Genomic DNA, 18,023 nt, shown 5'->3' with positions numbered 1-18,023 from the left:
CAGGTCGCACCGCTTCAAGCCGGGGATTGACCAAGCGCGTTGTCTTTTGCTACGGCGGGTCGCTACGGCTGCGGCACAACTTCCAACAGCCGCAACGGATGCAGGCCGTCGACGTTGCCGACGAACGGCGGATGGATGCTGTAGCCGAGCATCCGGCGAATGTCATCGGAGACCACCCGCGCGATGTCGCGCGATATCGACAGGGTGTAGGCCTCCATGGGCCGCAGCCACGGTTGGCAGTACTGGGCGGTGACGGCGAGGCGCTCGCGGTCGGTGGTGTTGGCGCCCCCGCCGTGCCAGAGGGTGCCGACGAAGAAGACGCACGAGCCGGCGGGCATCACGACGGGCAGGGCCTGATCGTCGGGGCCCGGCCGCCGCTTGCCCCAGCGGTGGCTGCCCGGGTAGACGACGGTGGCGCCGTTGTCGGCGGTGAAGTCGTCGATCGCCCAGATCGTCGCGGCCGCCAGCGGTTCCCGGGGCCGCGGAATCGGGTAGAAGCCGTCGTCGTGGTGCGCCAATTGCGCGGCCTCGCCGGGCTGAATGTTGATGGCCTGCAACGCCGAAAGCAGGTAGTTGGGCATCAGCAGCCGATCGAGCACCGCGAGCACCCGCGGGTCATCGACCAGCCGATCGCACACCCGGGTCCTACTCAGCACGCTGTAGATGCGCTGGGTGCGCAGGCCCTCGAACGAGTTGCGGCCGGTGTGCCCGAGCCAGGGGCGCACGGCCTCACGGATCTGCGAGCACTGTTCGGCGGTGAGCAGGTTCTTCCAGATGACGTAGCCGTCGCGATCGAGTGCGTCCGTGTCGGCCTCGACGATCGCGCTGTCCACCGCACTTCCACCGGTCGGTGTCCGCTTGTACCGCTGCGCCAGGTCGCCCCGCAGATCCTCCAGCGTGGTGGCGGAGTCGTCGTCGATGCTCATTGGTGCTCGTCCTTAGTCCACTGGCACTTCTGCCCACACTAGGCCGAGTTCGGCTCAAAGCCACGCCCAAATCGCCGACCGGTCAACCCCGAAGGCCGGCGATGAACCGTTGCACGCTGCGGGACAGTGACCGTGGGACGTGGTCGGGATCCATCAGGTCGTTCTCCGCCAGCGGGCCCGCCTCGTTGGCGACGGTCCGCTCGGTGAAGGGCCGCAACGTCTTGCCTTCTCCACGGAGTGCCTCGATCGCCTTCAGCACCGACCGGTGTTCGCCGATCACGTCTTCGAACTCGCCCACCGAAACGCCGAGGTGCTCTGCCATCAATTGGCTTCGCACCGAGGTGATTTCGCGGCGCAGGTCGTCATGTTCGGAGTTGGCCGGGTGCGTCTCGATCGCCACGTCGCACTCGCTGTCGAACCCCATCGAGCGGTTGTTGAAGTTCGAGGAGCCGATGCGCAGCAGCCGATCGTCGACCACGAGCACCTTGGAATGGATGTAGATCGGGGTGCCGCCGTCGGTCGCCGGCCAATAGACGCCCAGCCGGCCGTGATCGTCGGCTTCCCACAGCAACCGGATGAGGCGGTGGCGGGCGCTGTCCATGGTTCCGCGCTCGAGCGGGTTGTTGCCTCTGCGGGCCAGCACCATGACGATCTCTGGACCGTCGTCCTCGCGCAGCCGCGCGGCCAGCGCCTCGGCGATGGTTCGGGATGCCAGGTATTGGTTCTCCACGTAGACGGTGTGGCGCGCCGCCGCGATGGCGGCCAGGTTGAGCGCCTCCACCTCCCGGACCTCGGGGCGGTCTTCGAGCTCGGGCATGGTGCGTGCGATTCCGACGTCGACGTCGCGCAGGTTCGGTTTCAGCTTGCTGGGCCAGGTGCTGTGCTTGGGCTCGACCGGCGCCAACGAGTGTTTGGTCGCGGTCTGCCACCTGGCCAGGGCCTGCTCACCCAGGGCCCGTGCGGCCGCACCGTCGACGGCCAGGCCGACGTCGTGCCGCGGCCCGTAGCTGCGCCCCGCCGCGCGGCGGTGAGGGTTGTCATGCGCGTGCGCCCGGGTGTCCCATCGTTCGAGCGTCAGGTCGATGCCGCCGCAGAACGCCACCGCATCGTCGACGACCACGATCTTCTGATGATGCACAGAGCCAATCGGGTGGGCGCCGTCGATGGCGAAATGCATTCGCCTGCTGCTGATCTGGTTCAGCAAAGACACCGGGGTGAGGCCGAACCAGATCCCGTCGAAGGCCGGCAGCAGGCGCAGATTGGACTTCAGCAGGTAGATGTCCAGGCCCGGCCGTTTCCAGAGCATCCAGTAAAGGAACGCGCCCAGCTGGTTCGGCCCGGGAAGTGTTTTCTCGCCCCGCTCGAACGCCACCCTGGAATCGAAGTCCCAGCCGATCAGCATGATCCGATGGCGGGCGCGCAGCATCGCGGCCTTGACGTGCCTGAAGTAGTCGGCCGCGTCGATGATGGCGGCGAACTGCTCGGCCCGTGCCGTGCGCCAGCAGGTCTGGCCGGGAGTCAGAAGTCGATCGTCGGCCACGCCCGGGGCTCTCAACGATGTTGCTGGGACAGCGCGGACATAGCCACTGTGTACCACATAGGGCCCGAATTTAAGGATCCGTGCGGAATCGGCGCCCGGCGGCCCAACGTGGGCGTTTGCCGTCGTTATGCACAGCCGGAGGGGCTCGGCAGGACAAGGGCGACGATCTATATGAGGATGAAGCGATGCGAATGCTGGTGGTGCTTGCGGGCTGCGCCGCCCTCGCCGGTGTGGCCGCGCCCGCGTACGCCGACCCGGTCGGCGCGTCGGGAGCTGACGCGAGTTTCATCGCCGCGCTCAACGAGGCGGGCATCACCTACCAGGACCCGGCTGCGGCCGTCGGGGTGGGTAAGCGGGCGTGCCAACTGATGGACGAGGGCATTCCCCAGGTCGCCGTAATCAAGAGCGTGTCGTCGAGTAATCCGGGATTCACCGTCGACGGCGCCGCCCAGTTCACCATGATCGCGGCGAGCGCCTACTGTCCCCAGCACCTGGGGCAGCACGTCAACCAGGCACCGCAGCCCGCGCCGACGCAGCAGTCGTCGCCAGCCATCAACCTTCCACCCCTCGCGCCGGGCGCCGCCTAGTGGCGGGTACGGGCCGCGGTCAGCTTGTATCGCAACGGGATTCGCCCGTTAGGCCGCGGCCTCCAGGGTGAGCAGGATGCGTTTGGCTTCCACGCCCCCGAGATAGCCACCCATCGCGCCGTCACTGCGCACCACGCGGTGGCAGGGCACCACGACGGGTAGCGGATTGGTGGCACACGCACTGCCGACGGCGCGAACCGCGTTCGGATTGCCGGCCAGCTTGGCCACCGCGGCATAGCTCGCGGTGCGGCCGTAGCCGATCTCGGGCAGATGACGAAGCACCGTGTTGCGGAATCCGACCGAGAGCCGCCAGTCCAGCGGCACGCCGAAATCCCGGCGCTTACCGGCGAAGTACTCGTCGAGTTGCCTTGCGGCCGTGTCGAGGCGGCCGGGTGCGAGCAGGATGCGCGGGCTGATCCTGTCGGCGAGGCTTTGCAGGACGGTGTCGTGCCCCTCGCTGGTGTAGGCGACGCGGACGAGGCCGAGCTCGGTGGCCGCGATGAGCAAGGCGCCGACCGGGCTGTCGACGATGCGGTAGGCGACGTCCAGGAGGCCCTCGGCTTGCGCGGCGGTGGCGAGCCGGGCTTGCAGCACGCCCAGGTCAGCGGCGGTGGCATCGGTGATCTGCGCCAGCTCGCGGGTCAATTCGTGTTCGTTGCTCATCGGTGTTCTCCCGTCCGGGTCGTGCCGGCGGCGACGCCGGGGTATGTGCGTCTGAGGGTGGCGATGCCGTCGGCGGCGGCGCGCCGGGCGGCATCGGGACTGCCGCCGAGGATGGCGGCGATCTCGGAATAGGGCAGGCCGGCCAGGTAGTGGTAGGCCACCGCCTGCTTCTGTTTTGCGGGCAGCCGGGCCAGTGCGTCGGCCAGGTCGTCGTCCCTGCCGGGATCCGCCGGGCCGGCGGTCTCGGGGACGTTGTCGGTCGGCACCGCGCGTCGCACCCGGGCCCGGGTGAGGTCGATGGCCTTGCGGTGCGCGATGGTGACCAGCCAGGCCTCGACGTTGGCGTCGGCGGGCACGTCCGGGTAACCGCGCAACGCGGACAGAAAGGTCTCCGACCAGGCATCGTCGGCGTCAACGGGCCCGACGATAGCGCGGCATACCCGCAGTACGGCGGGACCGTGGTCGACGACCACCGCCTCGAACGGTCGTTTGGCTGTCACGCTGTGTAGACGTTTCGCCGGGGAAGTTTGTGAGATGCCCCCAGTGTCGAACACCGGAGGCGGCGAGGGAGCGACTACACGGACTGGAAGCTGTGCTCGACCTCGGAGCGGCTGCGAAGCTCATCGCTGCCGAGCACGTAGGTCGGCAGGGTGTGGGGCACCGTGGTGCCGCCCTTGACCCTGGCCTGCGCCTGCCGGAATTCCGGCGCGGGGCCCGATGCGGCGTTGATCCCGTTGATGATCGACCACACCGCGGTGCGACGGGCGGTGCGTTCGACGATGTTGCAGTCGCGGTGCTGCAGCATCTGTTTGGCCCACTTCGGCATGGTGTCGCGGATGGCCCAGTCCACGGCGGCCTGCGGCATGTGGACGTTGGGGCCGGTGCCCATCGCTTTGCCATGGGTGACAGCCAGTTTCGGCAAGTAGGACTCCAGGCACTCGAGCGTCTCGGCCTTGGTGGTCGGCAGGTCGGTGCCTCCCAGCGCATGCCCGATGCGGACGAACTCGCCGTAGTAGCGGTCGAGTTTCTTGCCGCGCAACGGCATTGGATGATAGAGCTCGTGCGCGGTGGCCAGGCCCCAGACGACCGTCGCGTAGTTCCAGCGCAGCCACTCGGGGTCGTCGGCATCGTAGCGGGCGCCGTCGGGACGAGTCCCCTTGACGGTGTGGTGCATCGCGCGTACGGATTTCGCCAGGCGCTCAGCGGTTTCCGTTGACCCATATGCCGTGCCGATGAAGAACGCCACCGAGTGGCCGAGGCGCGTCGCGGCGCCTTCAGGATCGATCCGGGGCACTTGCGATATCGGGTTTCCGTTGCTGTCCCGCTTGATCAGTCGCGAGTGGTGCATGCCCATCCAGTAGATCGACGGGTCCAGCGTCTCCATGAAGGCGGCGCACTGCAGACCGAAAATCAGTGCGGGCAGGTGCGAATGCACGCGCCACACGGCGCTGTCGGGGCCGAACCAGCCCGGATCGCCGACGGGCGCGGCGAACTCCATGCCGCGGAAAAAGTACCGCCGCATGTTGTCGTCCAACCGTTTGTTGATCAGTTGCCCGACGATCTGGTGTGGCAGAAACACAGCGCACTCCCTCGAATTTCTGGTCACGACTGTAACCAGAATATGTTTTGGTTACAGGTGTGACAAGACCACCGCCATCCCGACTTACGCTGTAGGGATGTCGAGTCCCACCCGGTGGGCCGGTATACCGCTCAAGGACCGCCGCGCCGAGCGTCGTGCGCTGCTGGTCGAGGCCGCCTATCGACTGTTCGGCAATGGCGGTGAGGCGGCCGTCTCGGTGCGTTCGGTATGCCGCGAATGCGGCCTGAACACGCGGTACTTCTACGAGAGTTTCGGCGACACCGACGATCTGCTCGGCGCGGTCTACGACCGGGTGAGTGATCAGCTCGGCGAAGTGATCGAGGCCGCCATCGAGCAGGCGGGGGATTCGCTCGGCGCCCGGACCCGGGCCGGCATCGCGGCGGTGCTGGGCTTCTCGTCCGCCGATCCGCGCCGCGGCCGGGTGCTGTTCACCGACGCGCGCACCAACCCGGTGCTGGCCGCCCGGCGCCGCGCGACGCAGGACATGCTGCGCGCGGGCGTGTTGACCGAGGGCTGGCGGCTCAACCCCGATTCCGATCCGGTGGCCGCGGAGGTCGCCGCCGCCCTCTACACGGGCGCCATGGCTGAGCTCGCGCAGCAGTGGCTCGCCGGGCATTTGGGCACTGATCTCGATGTCGTCGTCGACTACGCGCTGAAACTGGTGCTGCGGTAGGGAGTGCGGTCATGGGCGGAATCGAACACGCGACGGACCCGGTCCGGCGCATCCTCGGGCACAAGGTCAGCGTCGGCGGACTGATCGAGCTGGGGTTGTGGTTGTTGATCCCATACCTGTGTATCGGGTTCGCGTGGACAGCTTTTCACCCCGAGCAGACCCAGCGAATTCAGGCGCGGATAGAAGCCGTGGCGCCCACCGCGGCCGACGCCATGGCCTTCGGGGTGGCGACTGTGCTGTGGCCGGCATCGCTGCAGATCGCCGATTACTGCCCGGTGCCGTGAGCGACTCTCGGGTGGAATGCGTGCACGATCGGACGGTTTGCTCCTAGGCTCTCAGACCATGTCCATCGACCGGTTCGGCCTTCTTGCGGGCACCATCCGACTTGCCTCTGGCGTTTCCTTCCTCGTCGACCCGCTGCGGGCGAACAAGTTGTGGGGTGACCCGGACGAGCCGACACCGACCGCGCAACTGTTGTTGCGGTCAATGGGCTATCGCGACGCGCTGATCGGTGCCCTGCTCGCGTCGGCGGCGCTGCGCGGTAAGAACACGCGCGGCTGGTTCCTGGCCTCCGCGGGTGCCGACGTGGCCGACCTGGTCGGCGGGATGAGCGTGCACAGCGAGATGAAGCCTTCGCAGCAGATCATCGGCCTGGGCGGCGCCGCGGTCGGTGTCGCGGCGGGCCTCTGGGGTGCGGTACGTCCGGCCAACCGCCGGGCATCCCGGGCGGTGACCGAAGAAACCGGCGTGTAGCCGAGATACGCGGCCAGGTGGCCGCCGGGTCGGCAGAGGAGTTGTCTTCTCCGCTGAAGCAACTGCGTGACGTGGCCGGCAAGGACGTGCCGGTGATCCACTTCCACGGCGGCAAGCCGACGGCGACAGAACTCGAGGCTTATCGCGACCTGGGTGTGGAGCACCTTCTGGTGGACCTGCCGACCGAGCCTCGCGATCAGACGCTACAACGCCTCGATGGGTTGCAGGCCGAGCTCGCCAAACTGTCGTAAGGTCAAGTGCCGCAGAAGGTTTGATACTTGCCGAAGTCCTCGGGGGCGGGCGCGGCGTAGCGCTCGAGGCCGGGCCGTTCCGTATAGGGGTCCGTCACCGCGGCGAGCAGTTGGTCCAGTGGGCCGAGCTCGCCGGCCGTCGCGGCGCTGAGCGCCTCCTCAACCAGATGGTTGCGCGGAATGTAGATCGGGTTGGTGCGATCCATCGTGTCGGCGTCGGGACCCAGTGCCCGCCAACGCGTCAGCCACGCGTCAAAGCCGGCGAGGTCCATGAACAATCCGCGCACGGGCTCGGCATCAGCTCTGGCTTCTCCACGCGCCGCCTCGCTGAGCCGGCGGAAGAACGAGGTGTAGTCGACGTGGTTCTGCTTGAGCAGCAGAAGCAGTTCCTCGACGAGCACCGTGGCGAATTCGGTGTCGAGGCCGTCGGGTAGGCCCAGTTTGGCGCGCATCCCGGAGCCCCACACGGCGTCGTAGCGGGTCTGGAAAACACCGAACGACTGTTCCGCGAGCGCGATGGCCTCCTCGGTGTTCTCCGAGAACAACGGCAGAAGCGTCTCGGCGAAGCGGGCGAGGTTCCATCCGGCGACGACCGGCTGGTTGCCGTAGGCATAGCGTCCCCAGAAATCGATCGAACTGAAGACGGTGTCGGGGTCGTAGGCCTCCATGAAGGCGCACGGCCCGTAGTCGATCGTTTCACCCGAGATGGTGGTGTTGTCCGTGTTCATCACGCCGTGGACGAATCCAATCAGCATCCATTGCGCGATCAGCGACGCCTGGACGGCAACCACCGCTTCGAACAGGGCGAGGTACGAGTTATCCGCCTCGGCGGCGCCGGGGTGGTGGCGGGCGATCGCGTGGTCGGCGAGGCGGCGCAGCAGGTTCTGGTTGCCGGTTGATGCGGCGAACTGGAAGCTGCCCACCCGCAGGTGACTGCTGGCCACGCGGGTGAGCACGGCGCCCGGCAGCGTTTCTTCGCGATGGACCGGGCGGCCGGTGCCCACCACGGCCAACGACCGCGTCGTCGGTATGCCCAGCGCGTGCATCGCCTCGCTGATGATGTATTCGCGCAGCATCGGCCCCACCGCGGCCAGGCCGTCGCCGCCGCGGGCGAACGGCGTTGCACCCGAACCCTTGAGGTGGATGTCCCGCAGCCGCCCGTCGTCGTCGACGAGTTCGCCGAGCAGCAGCGCACGCCCGTCGCCCAACCTCGGAACGAAGCCGCCGAATTGGTGACCTGCGTAGGCCTGGGCCACCGGGATGGCCCCGTTGGGCACCGAGTTGCCGACCAGGAAGCGCAGCCCGTCGGGGCCGCGCAGCCAGGCGGCGTCGAGGCCCAGCGACTCGGTCAGCGGCTCGTTGAGCGCCAGCAGCTGCAGCTCGGGGAACGTCTCCGCCTGCCAGCGGACCGCCATCTCCGGTAACTCGCGGAAGAACCGGTCTTGGAGAGCAACGGTGGTATCCGGGGCAATGCTCATCTCATCGAGCCTACGGAAACCCGAAGGCGCTATCCGAGGGCTTTGCCGATGAGGTCGCGGGCGCGGTCGAGCATCGACGCGAACGGCCCGAGCGCGAAGTTCAGCTTCGCCGATTCCACACCGGGGTGGGGTCGCGTCGGAGCGATGGCTTCGGCGGCGCGTACTGCCGCCCCCATTCGCTTGAGGTCGTCAGTGTCGACCTTGCGCTTCAGGACGGGGAACTCTTCGTCCTCCTCCTGCCGGGCGTGCTCGAGCACGGCTTCGCGCAGCTTGGTGAGCTCTGCGATGAACTTGTCCGAGGTGATGTCGAGCTTCTCGATCGCCGACAGCAACTCCTTGGCGTCATGCTCCTCTTGGAGGCGCGCGTCGACGATGGCGTCGCCGGCATCGCCGTCCTCCCGCCGCACGCGCGGGTGCACCACCATTTCCTCGGCCGTCTCGTGGACGGCCAGCAGCTGACGCAACGTTGCGAACGGCTCTTCACGCGCTTTCGGATCCGTCGCGTGCAACACTTGGTCGAACATGTCCTCGATGAGGTTGTGCTGCGCTTTCAGGAATGCGACAACTTCGTCGGGTGATTCGACAATGAGGTCTGCCATCGCCGATACCTCCAATGACTTCGGGAATTGGGACTGCGCACTGTGGGCTGAGTGCGGCTTGTCCGAGTCATACCCGCTGCACAAATGGCCAAACGGCGCCTCGCTGCGCACGACGCTCTGAGGCGCCCAGTCATGGGATCAGGACCCCTTGCGGCACAACGTATTCCTACATCCGGGTCGCGTGCTCTAGTCTCCGCAGAAAGCGACGCACTACCGATGGCCGCAACGCAGCGAGGGATGGCTTACCTCGGCCAGCAACGCCGAAACTCGATGCCGTGGGCTTTTTGCGTTTGCTGGCCGCCGAGGCAAGCCGAGGCTCCGGCCGGAACCCGGCGCAAAAGCGAGACATCGCGGGGCCATCCGGGACCGCCGGTTCCAGATACTCGCTACGGTTAGGGGCAACGCACCCGCCCGACACACAGAGACGACAGATCAGCAGACATGTACGAACAGGTCAACACCACCGCCGCCGAGGCCGAAGACATCGGGTCTCGCATCGACCCGGTCCTCGCCCGGAGTTGGCTTCTGGTCAACGGCACGCATGCCGATCGGTTCCAGTCCGCGGTGGACTCGCGGGCCGACATCGTCGTTTTCGACATCGAGGACGCGGTGGCGCCCAAAGACAAGAACGCCGCCCGCGACAACGTGGTGGGCTGGCTGGGTGCCGGCAACGTCGACTGGGTCCGCATCAACGGCTTCGGCACCCCCTGGTGGGCAGAGGACCTGGCCGCCCTGGCCACCACCCCGGTCGGCGGGGTGATGCTGGCGATGGTCGAATCGGTCGACCACGTGACTGAGACCGCGAAGCGGCTGCCCGATGTGCCGATCGTGGCCCTGGTGGAAACCGCCCGGGGCTTGGAACGCATCACCGAGATCGCCGCAACCAAGGGCACCTTCCGGCTCGCATTCGGCATCGGCGACTTCCGCCGCGACACCGGTTTCGGGGACGACCCGGCCACTCTGGCCTACACGCGATCACGCTTCACCATCGCCTCCAAGGCCGCCGACCTGCCCAGCGCTATCGACGGGCCGACCATTGGCTCCAATCCGCTGAAATTGATCGAGGCCACTGCGGTGTCCACCCAGTTCGGGATGACCGGCAAGATTTGCCTGACGCCCGATCAATGTGCCGTCGTCAACGAGGGACTCTCGCCGTCGCAGGACGAAATCTCCTGGGCGAAAGAGTTTTTCGCCGAGTTCGAGCGCGACGGGGGAGAGATCCGCAATGGCTCCGACCTGCCCCGCATCGCCCGGGCCACCAAGATCCTGGAGCTGGCCCGCGCCTACGGCATCGAGGCGTTGGACATCGACGAGGCAGAGCGCGATCACTCGCCCGCGCCGTCGGATACCTACCACTACTGAGTCACTCGACGTCTGCACCTCCGCGATTACCCTGGTGTTGTGAGCGCCAAGGGCCGGATCCGGGTGGCGCGGGTCGGCCAAGCTGCTCAAACCTCGCTGAGCCGGCTTCGAACCGGCAACGTCGTAGGCTCGTCCCGTTGATATGACCAACCCAGACCCGATCCTCCCGCGGGAACTGACCGAGCTTCCCGAGGCGATCCGCAGCGTCCCGCCACCGCCCATCCCGGAACTGCCCGAGCCGTACGGTCTGCGTGTCGCCGATCCGGACGCCGACGCCGAGATGGTCGCGGAGTGGATGAGCCGGCCGCATCTGGTCGAGGCGTGGGAGTCCAACTGGCCGGTGCCGCGGTGGCATCGCTACCTGAAGGCGCAACTGGAGGGCGGCTTCTCACGCCCGCTTATCGCCAGCCTAGACGGGGTAGATCGCGGATACATCGAATTATACAGAGCGGCAAAGGATTCCATTGCCCGGCGTTACGAGCATGACCCCTACGATTTGGGACTGCATGTCGCGGTTGCTGATGTGGACTACATCGAGCGCGGCCACGTCAGTTACCTGCTGCCGCATTTGGTCATCGGCGTCTTCACCCTCGATCCACGGTGTCGCCGCATCATGTTCGATCCCGATCACCGCAATGCCTTGGCGCGCAAGTTCTGTGAACGAGGCGGCTGCGTATTTCTCGGCGAGCATGACATGGCGAATCGGCGGATGGCGCTATACGTACTGCCCCGCACCCCCGAAGACGTCCCCCGTCAGTGCGACACCTGATGGCCCCGCGGGTCCGCATCAAAGCTGCTGTGCCAGCTGCTGTCCGATGAAGGCCGCCGTTTCACCGAGCAAGACGCTCACGACGATATTGGCCAGTGCCGCGCGGAGTTGGCGTTCCTCGCCGAGCCGCTGCGTTTCCAGCATCCAGGTGGAAAACGTGGTGTAGGCACCGGCGAAGGCGGTGCCGGCCAGTAGGGCCACGTCCTTATTCAGGGCCATCCCGCCGAGGAAACCCAAAAGCGCTGCGCCGCTGATGTTCACGGCGAGCGTGCCGAACGGAAACGGCCGCGATAGCCGGCGCGCCACCGTGCGGTCGACGACGAAACGCAGCACCGACCCGATGCCGCCGATGAGCGCGACGCCGACCCAGACCAGAGCCGTCGTCGCGGTGGCGGCGGTCATCGGGGCACCCGGACCCGGCGCACCAACTTGGTGGCAAGGTGCACCGTCAGCAGTCCGAGCACGATACTGGTCACGGTGTAGCCGACGGCCAGCCCCCGGTGGCCGTGTTCGATCATCCTCAGCGTCTCGACCTGCATCGTCGAGAAAGTGGTTAAACCGCCGCACAATCCGGTGCCGAGCAGGGGCCGCCGATAGCTCGACGTCGGCAACCGCTCCAGCAGCCGGGTGGTGAAGTAGCCCACCAGGAACGCGCCGACGATGTTGACGGTAAACGTGGGCCATGGCCAGCTCGTCGGGTCAGGGCCGGCAAGGGTGCTCAGCGCCGCACGGGCCAGGGAGCCCAGCGCCCCACCGGCGAACACCGCGGCCAATTCGCGATAGTCCAGTTGAGCCACCGGGTCGATTCCCTTCGTTTGCCGCTGCGCTACGCAGCGTATGGCCGAAGTCCAGACCGGCGCAGTCCGGGGGGACGCGGGCACGGGCAGAATTGGTAACCATGGTCGCCAATCCCCGCGCCGGTCAGCCGGCCCAGCCCGAAGATTTTGTCGATCTGCCCCACCTGGTGACGGCGTATTACTCGATTGCGCCCGACCCCGGTGACGTCTCTCAGCAGGTCGCCTTCGGCACGTCGGGGCACCGCGGGTCGGCGCTCAACGCGGCGTTCAACGAGGCGCACATCCTGGCGATCACCAAGGCCATCGTCGAGTACCGTGCCGCGCACGGGACCACGGGCCCGTTATTCATCGGCCGGGACACGCACGGCCTGTCCGAGCCGGCCTGGGTGTCGGCGCTGGAGGTGCTCGCCGCCAACGACGTCGTCGCCATGATCGACTCCCGCGACCGGTACACCCCGACACCCGCGGTCAGCCACGCCATCCTCACCTACAACCGCGGCCGCACCGAGGCGTTGGCCGACGGAATCGTCGTGACACCGTCGCACAACCCGCCCTCCGACGGCGGTTTCAAATACAACCCGCCCAACGGCGGCCCGGCCGACACCGATGCCACCAACGCGATTGCCAAGCGCGCCAACGAGATCCTGCGCGACGGGTCGGGCGTCAAGCGCATTCCGCTGGCCCGCGCGCTGCAAACCGTGCAACGCCACGATTATCTGGGGAACTACGTCGACGACCTGCCCAACGTGGTCGACATCGACGCCATCCGCACGGCCGGGGTGCGTATCGGCGCAGACCCGCTGGGCGGGGCCAGTGTGGACTATTGGGCCGAGATCGCCCAGCGGCATCGCCTGGACCTGACCGTGGTCAATCCGCTGGTCGACGCGACATGGCGATTCATGACGCTCGACCACGACGGCAAGATCCGGATGGATTGCAGCTCGCCGGATGCGATGGCGGGGCTTATCCGAACGATGTCCGGCGACCCCGGCCGCTACCAGATCGCCACCGGCAACGACGCCGACTCCGACCGGCACGGCATCGTCACGCCCGACGGGGGGCTGCTCAACCCGAACCACTACCTCGCGGTGGCCATCGAATACCTCTACACCCAGCGGCCGTCGTGGCCGGGCGGCATCGCCGTGGGCAAGACCGCCGTCAGTTCGTCGATGATCGACCGGGTGGTCGCCGGCATCGGCCGCAAACTGATCGAAGTGCCGGTCGGGTTCAAGTGGTTCGTCGACGGCCTGATCGGGGGCACCATCGGCTTCGGCGGCGAGGAGTCGGCCGGGGCGTCGTTCCTGCGGCGGGACGGCTCGGTGTGGACCACCGATAAGGACGGCATCATCTTGGCGCTGCTGGCCTCGGAGATTCTCGCGGTCACCGGGGCGAGCCCGTCGCAGCGTTATCAGCGGCTGACCGCCGAGTACGGCACGCCGTACTACGCGCGGGTCGACGCGCCCGCCGACCGCGACCAGAAGGCCCGGCTCTCGAAGCTCTCCGCCGACCAGGTGACCGCGACGGAATTGGCGGGGGAGCCGATCACCGCGAAGCTGACCGCGGCGCCGGGCAATGGCGCGCCACTGGGCGGGTTGAAGGTGACGACGGCAAATGCATGGTTTGCCGCGCGGCCGTCGGGAACCGAGGACGTGTACAAGATTTATGCGGAATCCTTCAACGGGCCTGAGCATTTGGCGGAGGTGCAAGAAACCGCGCGCGAGGTAGTTAATAAAGTCATCGGGTGACCTTTTCCCTCCGTCTTGCCCGCTCGGGGGGGCGTGCATCCCGTTCTGGCCGGCTGCCGCGCGAAGTCTGGATTCTGAGCTGGGCGAATATCATGATCGCCCTGGGCTACGGTGTGATCTCGCCGGCGCTGCCAACCTTTGCACGTACCTTCGGGGTCAGCATCAAGGCGGTGACATTCCTGGTCACCGTCTTTTCGTTGAGCCGGTTGTGTTTCGCCCCTATCAGTGGCCTGCTCACCGAGCGGTTGGGTGAGCGGCGCATCTATATCGGGGGTTTGCTGATCGTGGCGGTGTCGACCGCCGCGTGCGCGTTTTCCCAGGCTTACTGGCAGTTAATGCTTTTCCGCGTCTTCAGCGGCATCGGGTCCACGATGTTCTATGTGTCGGCGCTGGGGCTGATGATCCACATCAGCCCTCCCGACGCGCGCGGGCGGATCGCGGGGCTGTTCACCACCTCGTTCATGGTCGGCGCGGTCGGTGGTCCGGCGGTCGGCGGCCTGGCGGCAGGATGGGGGCTGACCGCACCCTTCGTTGTCTACGGCGTCGCCATGCTGGCCGTCGCGGTGGTGCTCTTCTACAGCCTGCGGAACTCGGCGCTGGCCGCACCGCCGCCGCCGGGCCGATCCACGGTGACGCTGCGCGAGGCGCTGCGGGTGCGCGCGTACCGGTCGGCGCTGCTGTCCAATTTCGCGACGGGATGGTCGGCGTTCGGGCTGCGCGTCGCGCTGGTCCCGCTATTCATCTCCGACGTCATGGGCCGGGGCATCGGCATCATCGGCGTGGTGCTCGCGGCGTTCGCGGGCGGCAACGCGTTGGCCGTCATCCCCAGCGGTTACCTGTCGGACCGGATGGGGCGGCGCACGCTGTTGATCATCGGGCTGCTGACGTCCGGGGTGGCCACCGTCTGGCTGGGCTTTGTGTTCTCGCTGCCGGTGTTCATGGTGGCGGCTGGCGTGGTCGGAGCGATGACGGGGATCTACATGTCACCGCTGCAGGCCGCCGTCGCCGACATCCTGGGCAATGAGGCGCGCGCGGGCCTTCCGGTGGCGATGGTGCAGATGGTGTCGGACCTGGGCGCCATCGTCGGGTCGATGGCGGTCGGCTGGACCGCCGAGCAGTTCAGCTACACGTGGGGCTTCGTCATCAGCGGGATTGTTCTGCTGATCGCCGCCGTCGGCTGGGTGGTGGCGCCGGAGACCCGGACGGCGGTGGATCTGGAGGCAGACCTGATGGCATCCGAGTCGGACGTCGAGCCGGTATGAGCAGCAACTTTGAAGGTCAGTTACCGGTGGTGTAACTTCGATGGGCACGACTTCTTGGGGCTATGGCGCAGCTGGTAGCGCACCACACTGGCAGTGTGGGGGTCAGGGGTTCGAGTCCCCTTAGCTCCACCAGGGAAAGACCCTATCTGTACATATGTCCAAACGGGCCACGTCATTTGCGATGGTCGCTAGCCGCGAAATTCCAGAACCGGGTGGCGCGCGTGGCAACAGGCTCAACCACGGGTGCGGGTGCCTGGCCGACCCTGATCAACAGCTGCGGCAGATTGCGCGGCGAACTGGCGGACGATCTCACGGCTCTGCGCGAGTTTGGTCATGTGGGTCAGGGTGCAGGTTGCGCTCGAGCAGCACTGCAGAGCTCATGTCACACGGTCAGCATGCTTCCCGAGTCGAGGTAGCGCTGATGCCACGACAGCGCCTCGCCTAGCAGGTGTGGGGTGTGGCGGGCGTTCGGCCGGGCCGCGAGCGCACGGTCGAAGTAATCGCGCAGCTGATCTCGGAACGACGGATGCGCACAGCGCTCGATGATCCGCGGGGCCCGGTCCCGGGGAGCCAGCCCGCGCAGGTCGGCGAGGCCCTGCTCGGTCACGACGACGTCTACGTCGTGCTCGGTGTGGTCGACGTGACTGACCATCGGGACGATCGCCGAGATGGCACCACCCTTGGCCGTCGAGGGCGACAGGAAGAAGCTGCAGAACCCGTTGCGCGCGAAGTCCCCACTCCCGCCGATGCCGTTCATGATCGCACTGCCCATGATGTGGGTGGAGTTCACGTTGCCGTAGATGTCGGCCTCGATCATGCCGTTCATGGCCAGCACCCCGAGCCGGCGCACCACCTCCGGGTGGTTGGAGATTTCCTGACTGCGCAGCAGGATGCGGCCCTTGTAGCCGTCAATGCCGGCCCTGAATCGGCGCATGCCGTCGCTGGACAGCCCAAACGACGTGGCCGACGCCGCCCGCAGCGTCCCGGAGTCGAGCAGGTCGAGCATGCCGTCCTGCAGCACTTCGGTAAACGCGACCAGGTCGGTGAACTCGCTGTCGTCGAGCCCGGCCAAGACGGCGTTGGCGACGTTGCCGACGCCGGACTGGATTGGCAGCAGCCCCTGCGGCATCCGGCCGGCGCGGACCTCGTGGCGTAGGAAATCCACCAGGTGCCCGGCGATCGCCCGCGAGGTGTCGTCGGGGGGGCTGAACGGCGCATTGCGGTCGGGGCGGCGCGTCTCGACCACGGCGACAACCTTGTCGGGGTCGACGTGCAGGTATGGCTCGCCGATGCGTTGCAATGCCTCGGTGAGCATGATCGGGCGGCGCGAAGGCGGCAGCGCGGTGCCGTAGTAGACGTCATGGAAGCCCTCCAGCTCACGCGGCTGCCAGTGGTTGACCTCGAGGATTACCCGCTCGGCCTGGTCGAGCCAGGTCTTGTTGTTGCCCACCGACGAGCTGGGCACCAGCACCCCGTCCCCCAGGGCCGCGGTCACCTCCACGACCGCCACGTTGAGCTTGCCGTAGAAGCCGAACCACATCTGCTGCGCGGAGTGGCTCAGGTGCGCGTCGATGTAGCGAACGTCGCCGGCGTTGATCATGCCGCGCAGCGTGGGGTCGGAGTTGTACGGCAGCCGGGTCGAGATCCCGTGGGCAGCGGCCAGTACGCCGTCGGCGTCGGGTGCCGTCGACGCGCCGGTCCACAGCCCGACCTGGAACTGCCGTCCCTCGTCGTGGGCCCGGATCATAGTTGCGGCCAGCGCGGCGGGGACCGCCTTGGGATAGCCGGCGCCGGTGAACCCGCTGAACCCCACGTTGTCGCCATCGTGGATGTGCGCCACGGCCTCCTCGGCCGCAACCACCTTCGCGGCTAGGACAGGGCAACTGATGCGTGACATCGGCCCACCCGCAGCTCAGCCGGCCTCGCGGTTGAGGTTCTTGCCGCTGCCCGCGGGCGCCGCGATAGTCCGCGCCATCCCGCGCTCGACGGATTCGGCGACCACCGCTGCCGCGGGTGCGCCGCCGATAACCGAGGAGAACGATCCCTCGACGGCGAGCACTTGCATGTTCTCGTTCAGCGCGTTGGAGAACACGACGAAGGCTCCGCCGTGGTAGCGCGAGATCACACAGAACACGATCGGTCCATCGAAGTTCACTATGGCTCAGCCGATTTCGGCGCCGGCACGATGACCTCGTCTTCATTCTTGGGTTCATCCGGTGGGTAGGGCGAGGCGACATGAAGCACAAAGTCGCTGCCGTCGACCGCCTCGGGCCATTCATCGTCGGACGTGAGGTCGGCGACGGTGAAAGTTAGTGTGTCCAAGGCGTTGACACCGGCACGCTCCAACATGTCGCGCACATCGGCCTCGCGTTCGGGCGATGTCACAGTCGCGCGGACCCCGTACCCGCTTTTTAGCAGCGCGACAACGCAATGCGAGCCGATGAAGCCAGAACCACCCGTCACCAGAACGTTTGTGTCAGCCATGATTTACGACACCGTCCAAATATGCTCATTATCCGGAGCGCTCGCCCCCAAGTATGTACCGGTGGATACCCTTCGGCACATCGGTACACCCGAAAACCTGTTCTAGAGGGTCAACTCGAACGCGACGTGCTCGTTCTGTGAGGCTCAGGCGCTACCGGCTGGGCCGCGGCAAGCTAGTCCGGACTGTAGGACATCACCGAGAAGCAGCGCGTCGTTTAACCAATTGATCAGGAGTTGATGGGTGAGCCATCCAACGACAATCCCGCTGTTCGAACGCTTCTTTCACTCGGCCGCGGGCGACAAGGGGCGAGGACACCAAACGGATGTTGCCGGAGCTCTTCGGCTGGTTGAGCATCGCCCTGGCGAGGTCATTGCGCTTGGTAGACCCGAATTCAAAAAATCCGTCGACACAGCACTGGCAGCGGGCGTGCGCTTTCTTCAGGCTGATCTTCTGAGGTTGCTCGGTCATGAGCCAGCCAACCGATGAAGCAGCCGATGCAGGCGGCGCTGCCAACGTTTGGAACGGAAGTGGCC

Annotated in this window: 20 protein-coding genes, 1 tRNA gene and 2 pseudogenes; 10 read left to right on the top strand and 13 right to left on the bottom strand. The window is 66.8% G+C overall.

Features of this window, described 5'->3' with window-relative positions:
* Positions 1 to 62: 62 nt before the first annotated feature.
* Positions 63 to 926, bottom strand: coding sequence for a phytanoyl-CoA dioxygenase family protein (locus B8W69_RS12820; protein ID WP_085290176.1), 864 nt, complete (start codon positions 924 to 926; stop codon positions 63 to 65).
* Between the two features lie 82 nt (positions 927 to 1,008).
* The gene (locus B8W69_RS12815; protein ID WP_085290175.1) at positions 1,009 to 2,466 is read right to left on the bottom strand and encodes a phospholipase D-like domain-containing protein; all 1,458 of its coding nucleotides are present in this window, start codon (positions 2,464 to 2,466) and stop codon (positions 1,009 to 1,011) included.
* Positions 2,467 to 2,651: 185 nt separating this feature from the next.
* Here B8W69_RS12815 and B8W69_RS12810 point away from each other — a divergent pair, with 185 nt between their 5' ends.
* Positions 2,652 to 3,053: a DUF732 domain-containing protein gene (locus tag B8W69_RS12810; RefSeq protein WP_181447386.1), complete on the top strand. Its 402-nt coding sequence runs from the start codon at positions 2,652 to 2,654 to the stop codon at positions 3,051 to 3,053.
* Between the two features lie 48 nt (positions 3,054 to 3,101).
* Here the strand turns inward: B8W69_RS12810 and B8W69_RS12805 are convergent, their stop codons facing one another.
* From B8W69_RS12805 to B8W69_RS12795, 3 genes are all read right to left on the bottom strand, one after another.
* Complete coding sequence (locus B8W69_RS12805) at positions 3,102 to 3,716, bottom strand: methylated-DNA--[protein]-cysteine S-methyltransferase (RefSeq protein ID WP_085290173.1); 615 nt, start codon at positions 3,714 to 3,716, stop codon at positions 3,102 to 3,104.
* Positions 3,713 to 4,216 carry an RNA polymerase sigma factor gene (locus B8W69_RS12800; protein WP_085290172.1) on the bottom strand — a complete coding sequence of 168 codons (504 nt, stop codon included), beginning with the start codon at positions 4,214 to 4,216 and terminating at the stop codon, positions 3,713 to 3,715. The genes B8W69_RS12805 and B8W69_RS12800 overlap by 4 nt, the downstream gene beginning before the upstream one ends.
* Before the next feature lie 74 nt (positions 4,217 to 4,290).
* On the bottom strand, positions 4,291 to 5,295 hold the full coding sequence (locus B8W69_RS12795; RefSeq protein WP_085290171.1) for an oxygenase MpaB family protein: 1,005 nt from the start codon (positions 5,293 to 5,295) through the stop codon (positions 4,291 to 4,293).
* 97 nt (positions 5,296 to 5,392) lie between these two features.
* Here B8W69_RS12795 and B8W69_RS12790 point away from each other — a divergent pair, with 97 nt between their 5' ends.
* From B8W69_RS12790 to B8W69_RS12775, 4 genes are read left to right on the top strand one after another with little or no spacing between them, the layout of a single operon-like run.
* Entirely contained in the window at positions 5,393 to 5,989 is a 597-nt protein-coding gene (locus B8W69_RS12790; protein WP_085290170.1) for a TetR/AcrR family transcriptional regulator, read from the top strand.
* A gap of 11 nt (positions 5,990 to 6,000) precedes the next feature.
* Entirely contained in the window at positions 6,001 to 6,273 is a 273-nt protein-coding gene (locus tag B8W69_RS12785; protein ID WP_085290169.1) for a hypothetical protein, read from the top strand.
* A gap of 58 nt (positions 6,274 to 6,331) precedes the next feature.
* Positions 6,332 to 6,742, top strand: a complete 411-nt coding sequence (locus B8W69_RS12780; RefSeq protein ID WP_085290168.1) for a DUF4267 domain-containing protein — start codon at positions 6,332 to 6,334, stop codon at positions 6,740 to 6,742.
* A gap of 17 nt (positions 6,743 to 6,759) precedes the next feature.
* Entirely contained in the window at positions 6,760 to 6,993 is a 234-nt protein-coding gene (locus B8W69_RS12775; RefSeq protein WP_181447385.1) for a hypothetical protein, read from the top strand.
* A 2-nt stretch (positions 6,994 to 6,995) separates the two neighbouring features.
* Here B8W69_RS12775 and B8W69_RS12770 read toward each other — a convergent pair whose 3' ends face one another.
* Together B8W69_RS12770 and B8W69_RS12765 are read right to left on the bottom strand one after the other, a co-directional pair.
* Complete coding sequence (locus B8W69_RS12770; protein WP_085290167.1) at positions 6,996 to 8,471, bottom strand: protein adenylyltransferase SelO; 1,476 nt, start codon at positions 8,469 to 8,471, stop codon at positions 6,996 to 6,998.
* Between the two features lie 29 nt (positions 8,472 to 8,500).
* Complete coding sequence (locus B8W69_RS12765; protein WP_085290166.1) at positions 8,501 to 9,070, bottom strand: hemerythrin domain-containing protein; 570 nt, start codon at positions 9,068 to 9,070, stop codon at positions 8,501 to 8,503.
* A gap of 441 nt (positions 9,071 to 9,511) precedes the next feature.
* Here B8W69_RS12765 and B8W69_RS12760 point away from each other — a divergent pair, with 441 nt between their 5' ends.
* Both B8W69_RS12760 and B8W69_RS12755 read left to right on the top strand, forming a co-directional pair.
* Positions 9,512 to 10,432 carry an HpcH/HpaI aldolase/citrate lyase family protein gene (locus B8W69_RS12760; protein WP_085290165.1) on the top strand — a complete coding sequence of 307 codons (921 nt, stop codon included), beginning with the start codon at positions 9,512 to 9,514 and terminating at the stop codon, positions 10,430 to 10,432.
* Positions 10,433 to 10,574: 142 nt separating this feature from the next.
* Positions 10,575 to 11,201: a GNAT family N-acetyltransferase gene (locus B8W69_RS12755; protein WP_085290164.1), complete on the top strand. Its 627-nt coding sequence runs from the start codon at positions 10,575 to 10,577 to the stop codon at positions 11,199 to 11,201.
* 18 nt (positions 11,202 to 11,219) lie between these two features.
* Here the strand turns inward: B8W69_RS12755 and crcB (B8W69_RS12750) are convergent, their stop codons facing one another.
* Both crcB (B8W69_RS12750) and crcB (B8W69_RS12745) read right to left on the bottom strand, forming a co-directional pair.
* Positions 11,220 to 11,603: a fluoride efflux transporter CrcB gene (crcB, locus tag B8W69_RS12750; protein WP_085290163.1), complete on the bottom strand. Its 384-nt coding sequence runs from the start codon at positions 11,601 to 11,603 to the stop codon at positions 11,220 to 11,222.
* Positions 11,600 to 11,998, bottom strand: a complete 399-nt coding sequence (gene crcB / locus B8W69_RS12745) for a fluoride efflux transporter CrcB (protein WP_085290162.1) — start codon at positions 11,996 to 11,998, stop codon at positions 11,600 to 11,602. Before crcB (B8W69_RS12745) ends, crcB (B8W69_RS12750) begins: the two co-directional genes overlap by 4 nt.
* Before the next feature lie 101 nt (positions 11,999 to 12,099).
* Between crcB (B8W69_RS12745) and pgm the strand changes: the two genes are divergently transcribed.
* The 3 genes from pgm to B8W69_RS12730 all read left to right on the top strand — a co-directional run bounded on the left by pgm (position 12,100) and on the right by B8W69_RS12730 (position 15,137).
* Positions 12,100 to 13,743 (top strand): phosphoglucomutase (alpha-D-glucose-1,6-bisphosphate-dependent), encoded by a 1,644-nt coding sequence (gene pgm / locus B8W69_RS12740; protein ID WP_085290161.1) that lies wholly within the window; start codon positions 12,100 to 12,102, stop codon positions 13,741 to 13,743.
* Positions 13,744 to 13,835: 92 nt separating this feature from the next.
* Positions 13,836 to 15,005 carry an MFS transporter gene (locus B8W69_RS12735; RefSeq protein ID WP_085290160.1) on the top strand — a complete coding sequence of 390 codons (1,170 nt, stop codon included), beginning with the start codon at positions 13,836 to 13,838 and terminating at the stop codon, positions 15,003 to 15,005.
* A gap of 56 nt (positions 15,006 to 15,061) precedes the next feature.
* Positions 15,062 to 15,137, top strand: a tRNA-Ala gene (locus B8W69_RS12730).
* Positions 15,138 to 15,387: 250 nt separating this feature from the next.
* Here B8W69_RS12730 and scpC read toward each other — a convergent pair.
* The 4 genes and pseudogenes from scpC to B8W69_RS32230 form a co-directional block, all read right to left on the bottom strand.
* Positions 15,388 to 16,902 carry a succinyl-CoA:acetate CoA-transferase ScpC gene (scpC, locus tag B8W69_RS12725; RefSeq protein ID WP_085290159.1) on the bottom strand — a complete coding sequence of 505 codons (1,515 nt, stop codon included), beginning with the start codon at positions 16,900 to 16,902 and terminating at the stop codon, positions 15,388 to 15,390.
* A 99-nt stretch (positions 16,903 to 17,001) separates the two neighbouring features.
* Positions 17,002 to 17,184: pseudogene (locus B8W69_RS12720) on the bottom strand (hypothetical protein); the annotation flags it as partial.
* A gap of 38 nt (positions 17,185 to 17,222) precedes the next feature.
* A pseudogene (locus tag B8W69_RS12715) lies at positions 17,223 to 17,489 on the bottom strand (NAD-dependent epimerase/dehydratase family protein); the annotation flags it as partial.
* 193 nt (positions 17,490 to 17,682) lie between these two features.
* Complete coding sequence (locus B8W69_RS32230) at positions 17,683 to 17,958, bottom strand: hypothetical protein (RefSeq protein ID WP_439330607.1); 276 nt, start codon at positions 17,956 to 17,958, stop codon at positions 17,683 to 17,685.
* Between the last annotated feature and the right edge of the window lie 65 nt (positions 17,959 to 18,023).

Origin of the sequence: Mycolicibacterium vulneris, assembly GCF_002104765.1 — a bacterium.
Lineage (GTDB): Bacteria > Actinomycetota > Actinomycetes > Mycobacteriales > Mycobacteriaceae > Mycobacterium > Mycobacterium vulneris.
This window is presented reverse-complemented; position numbering and strand designations above follow the sequence as displayed.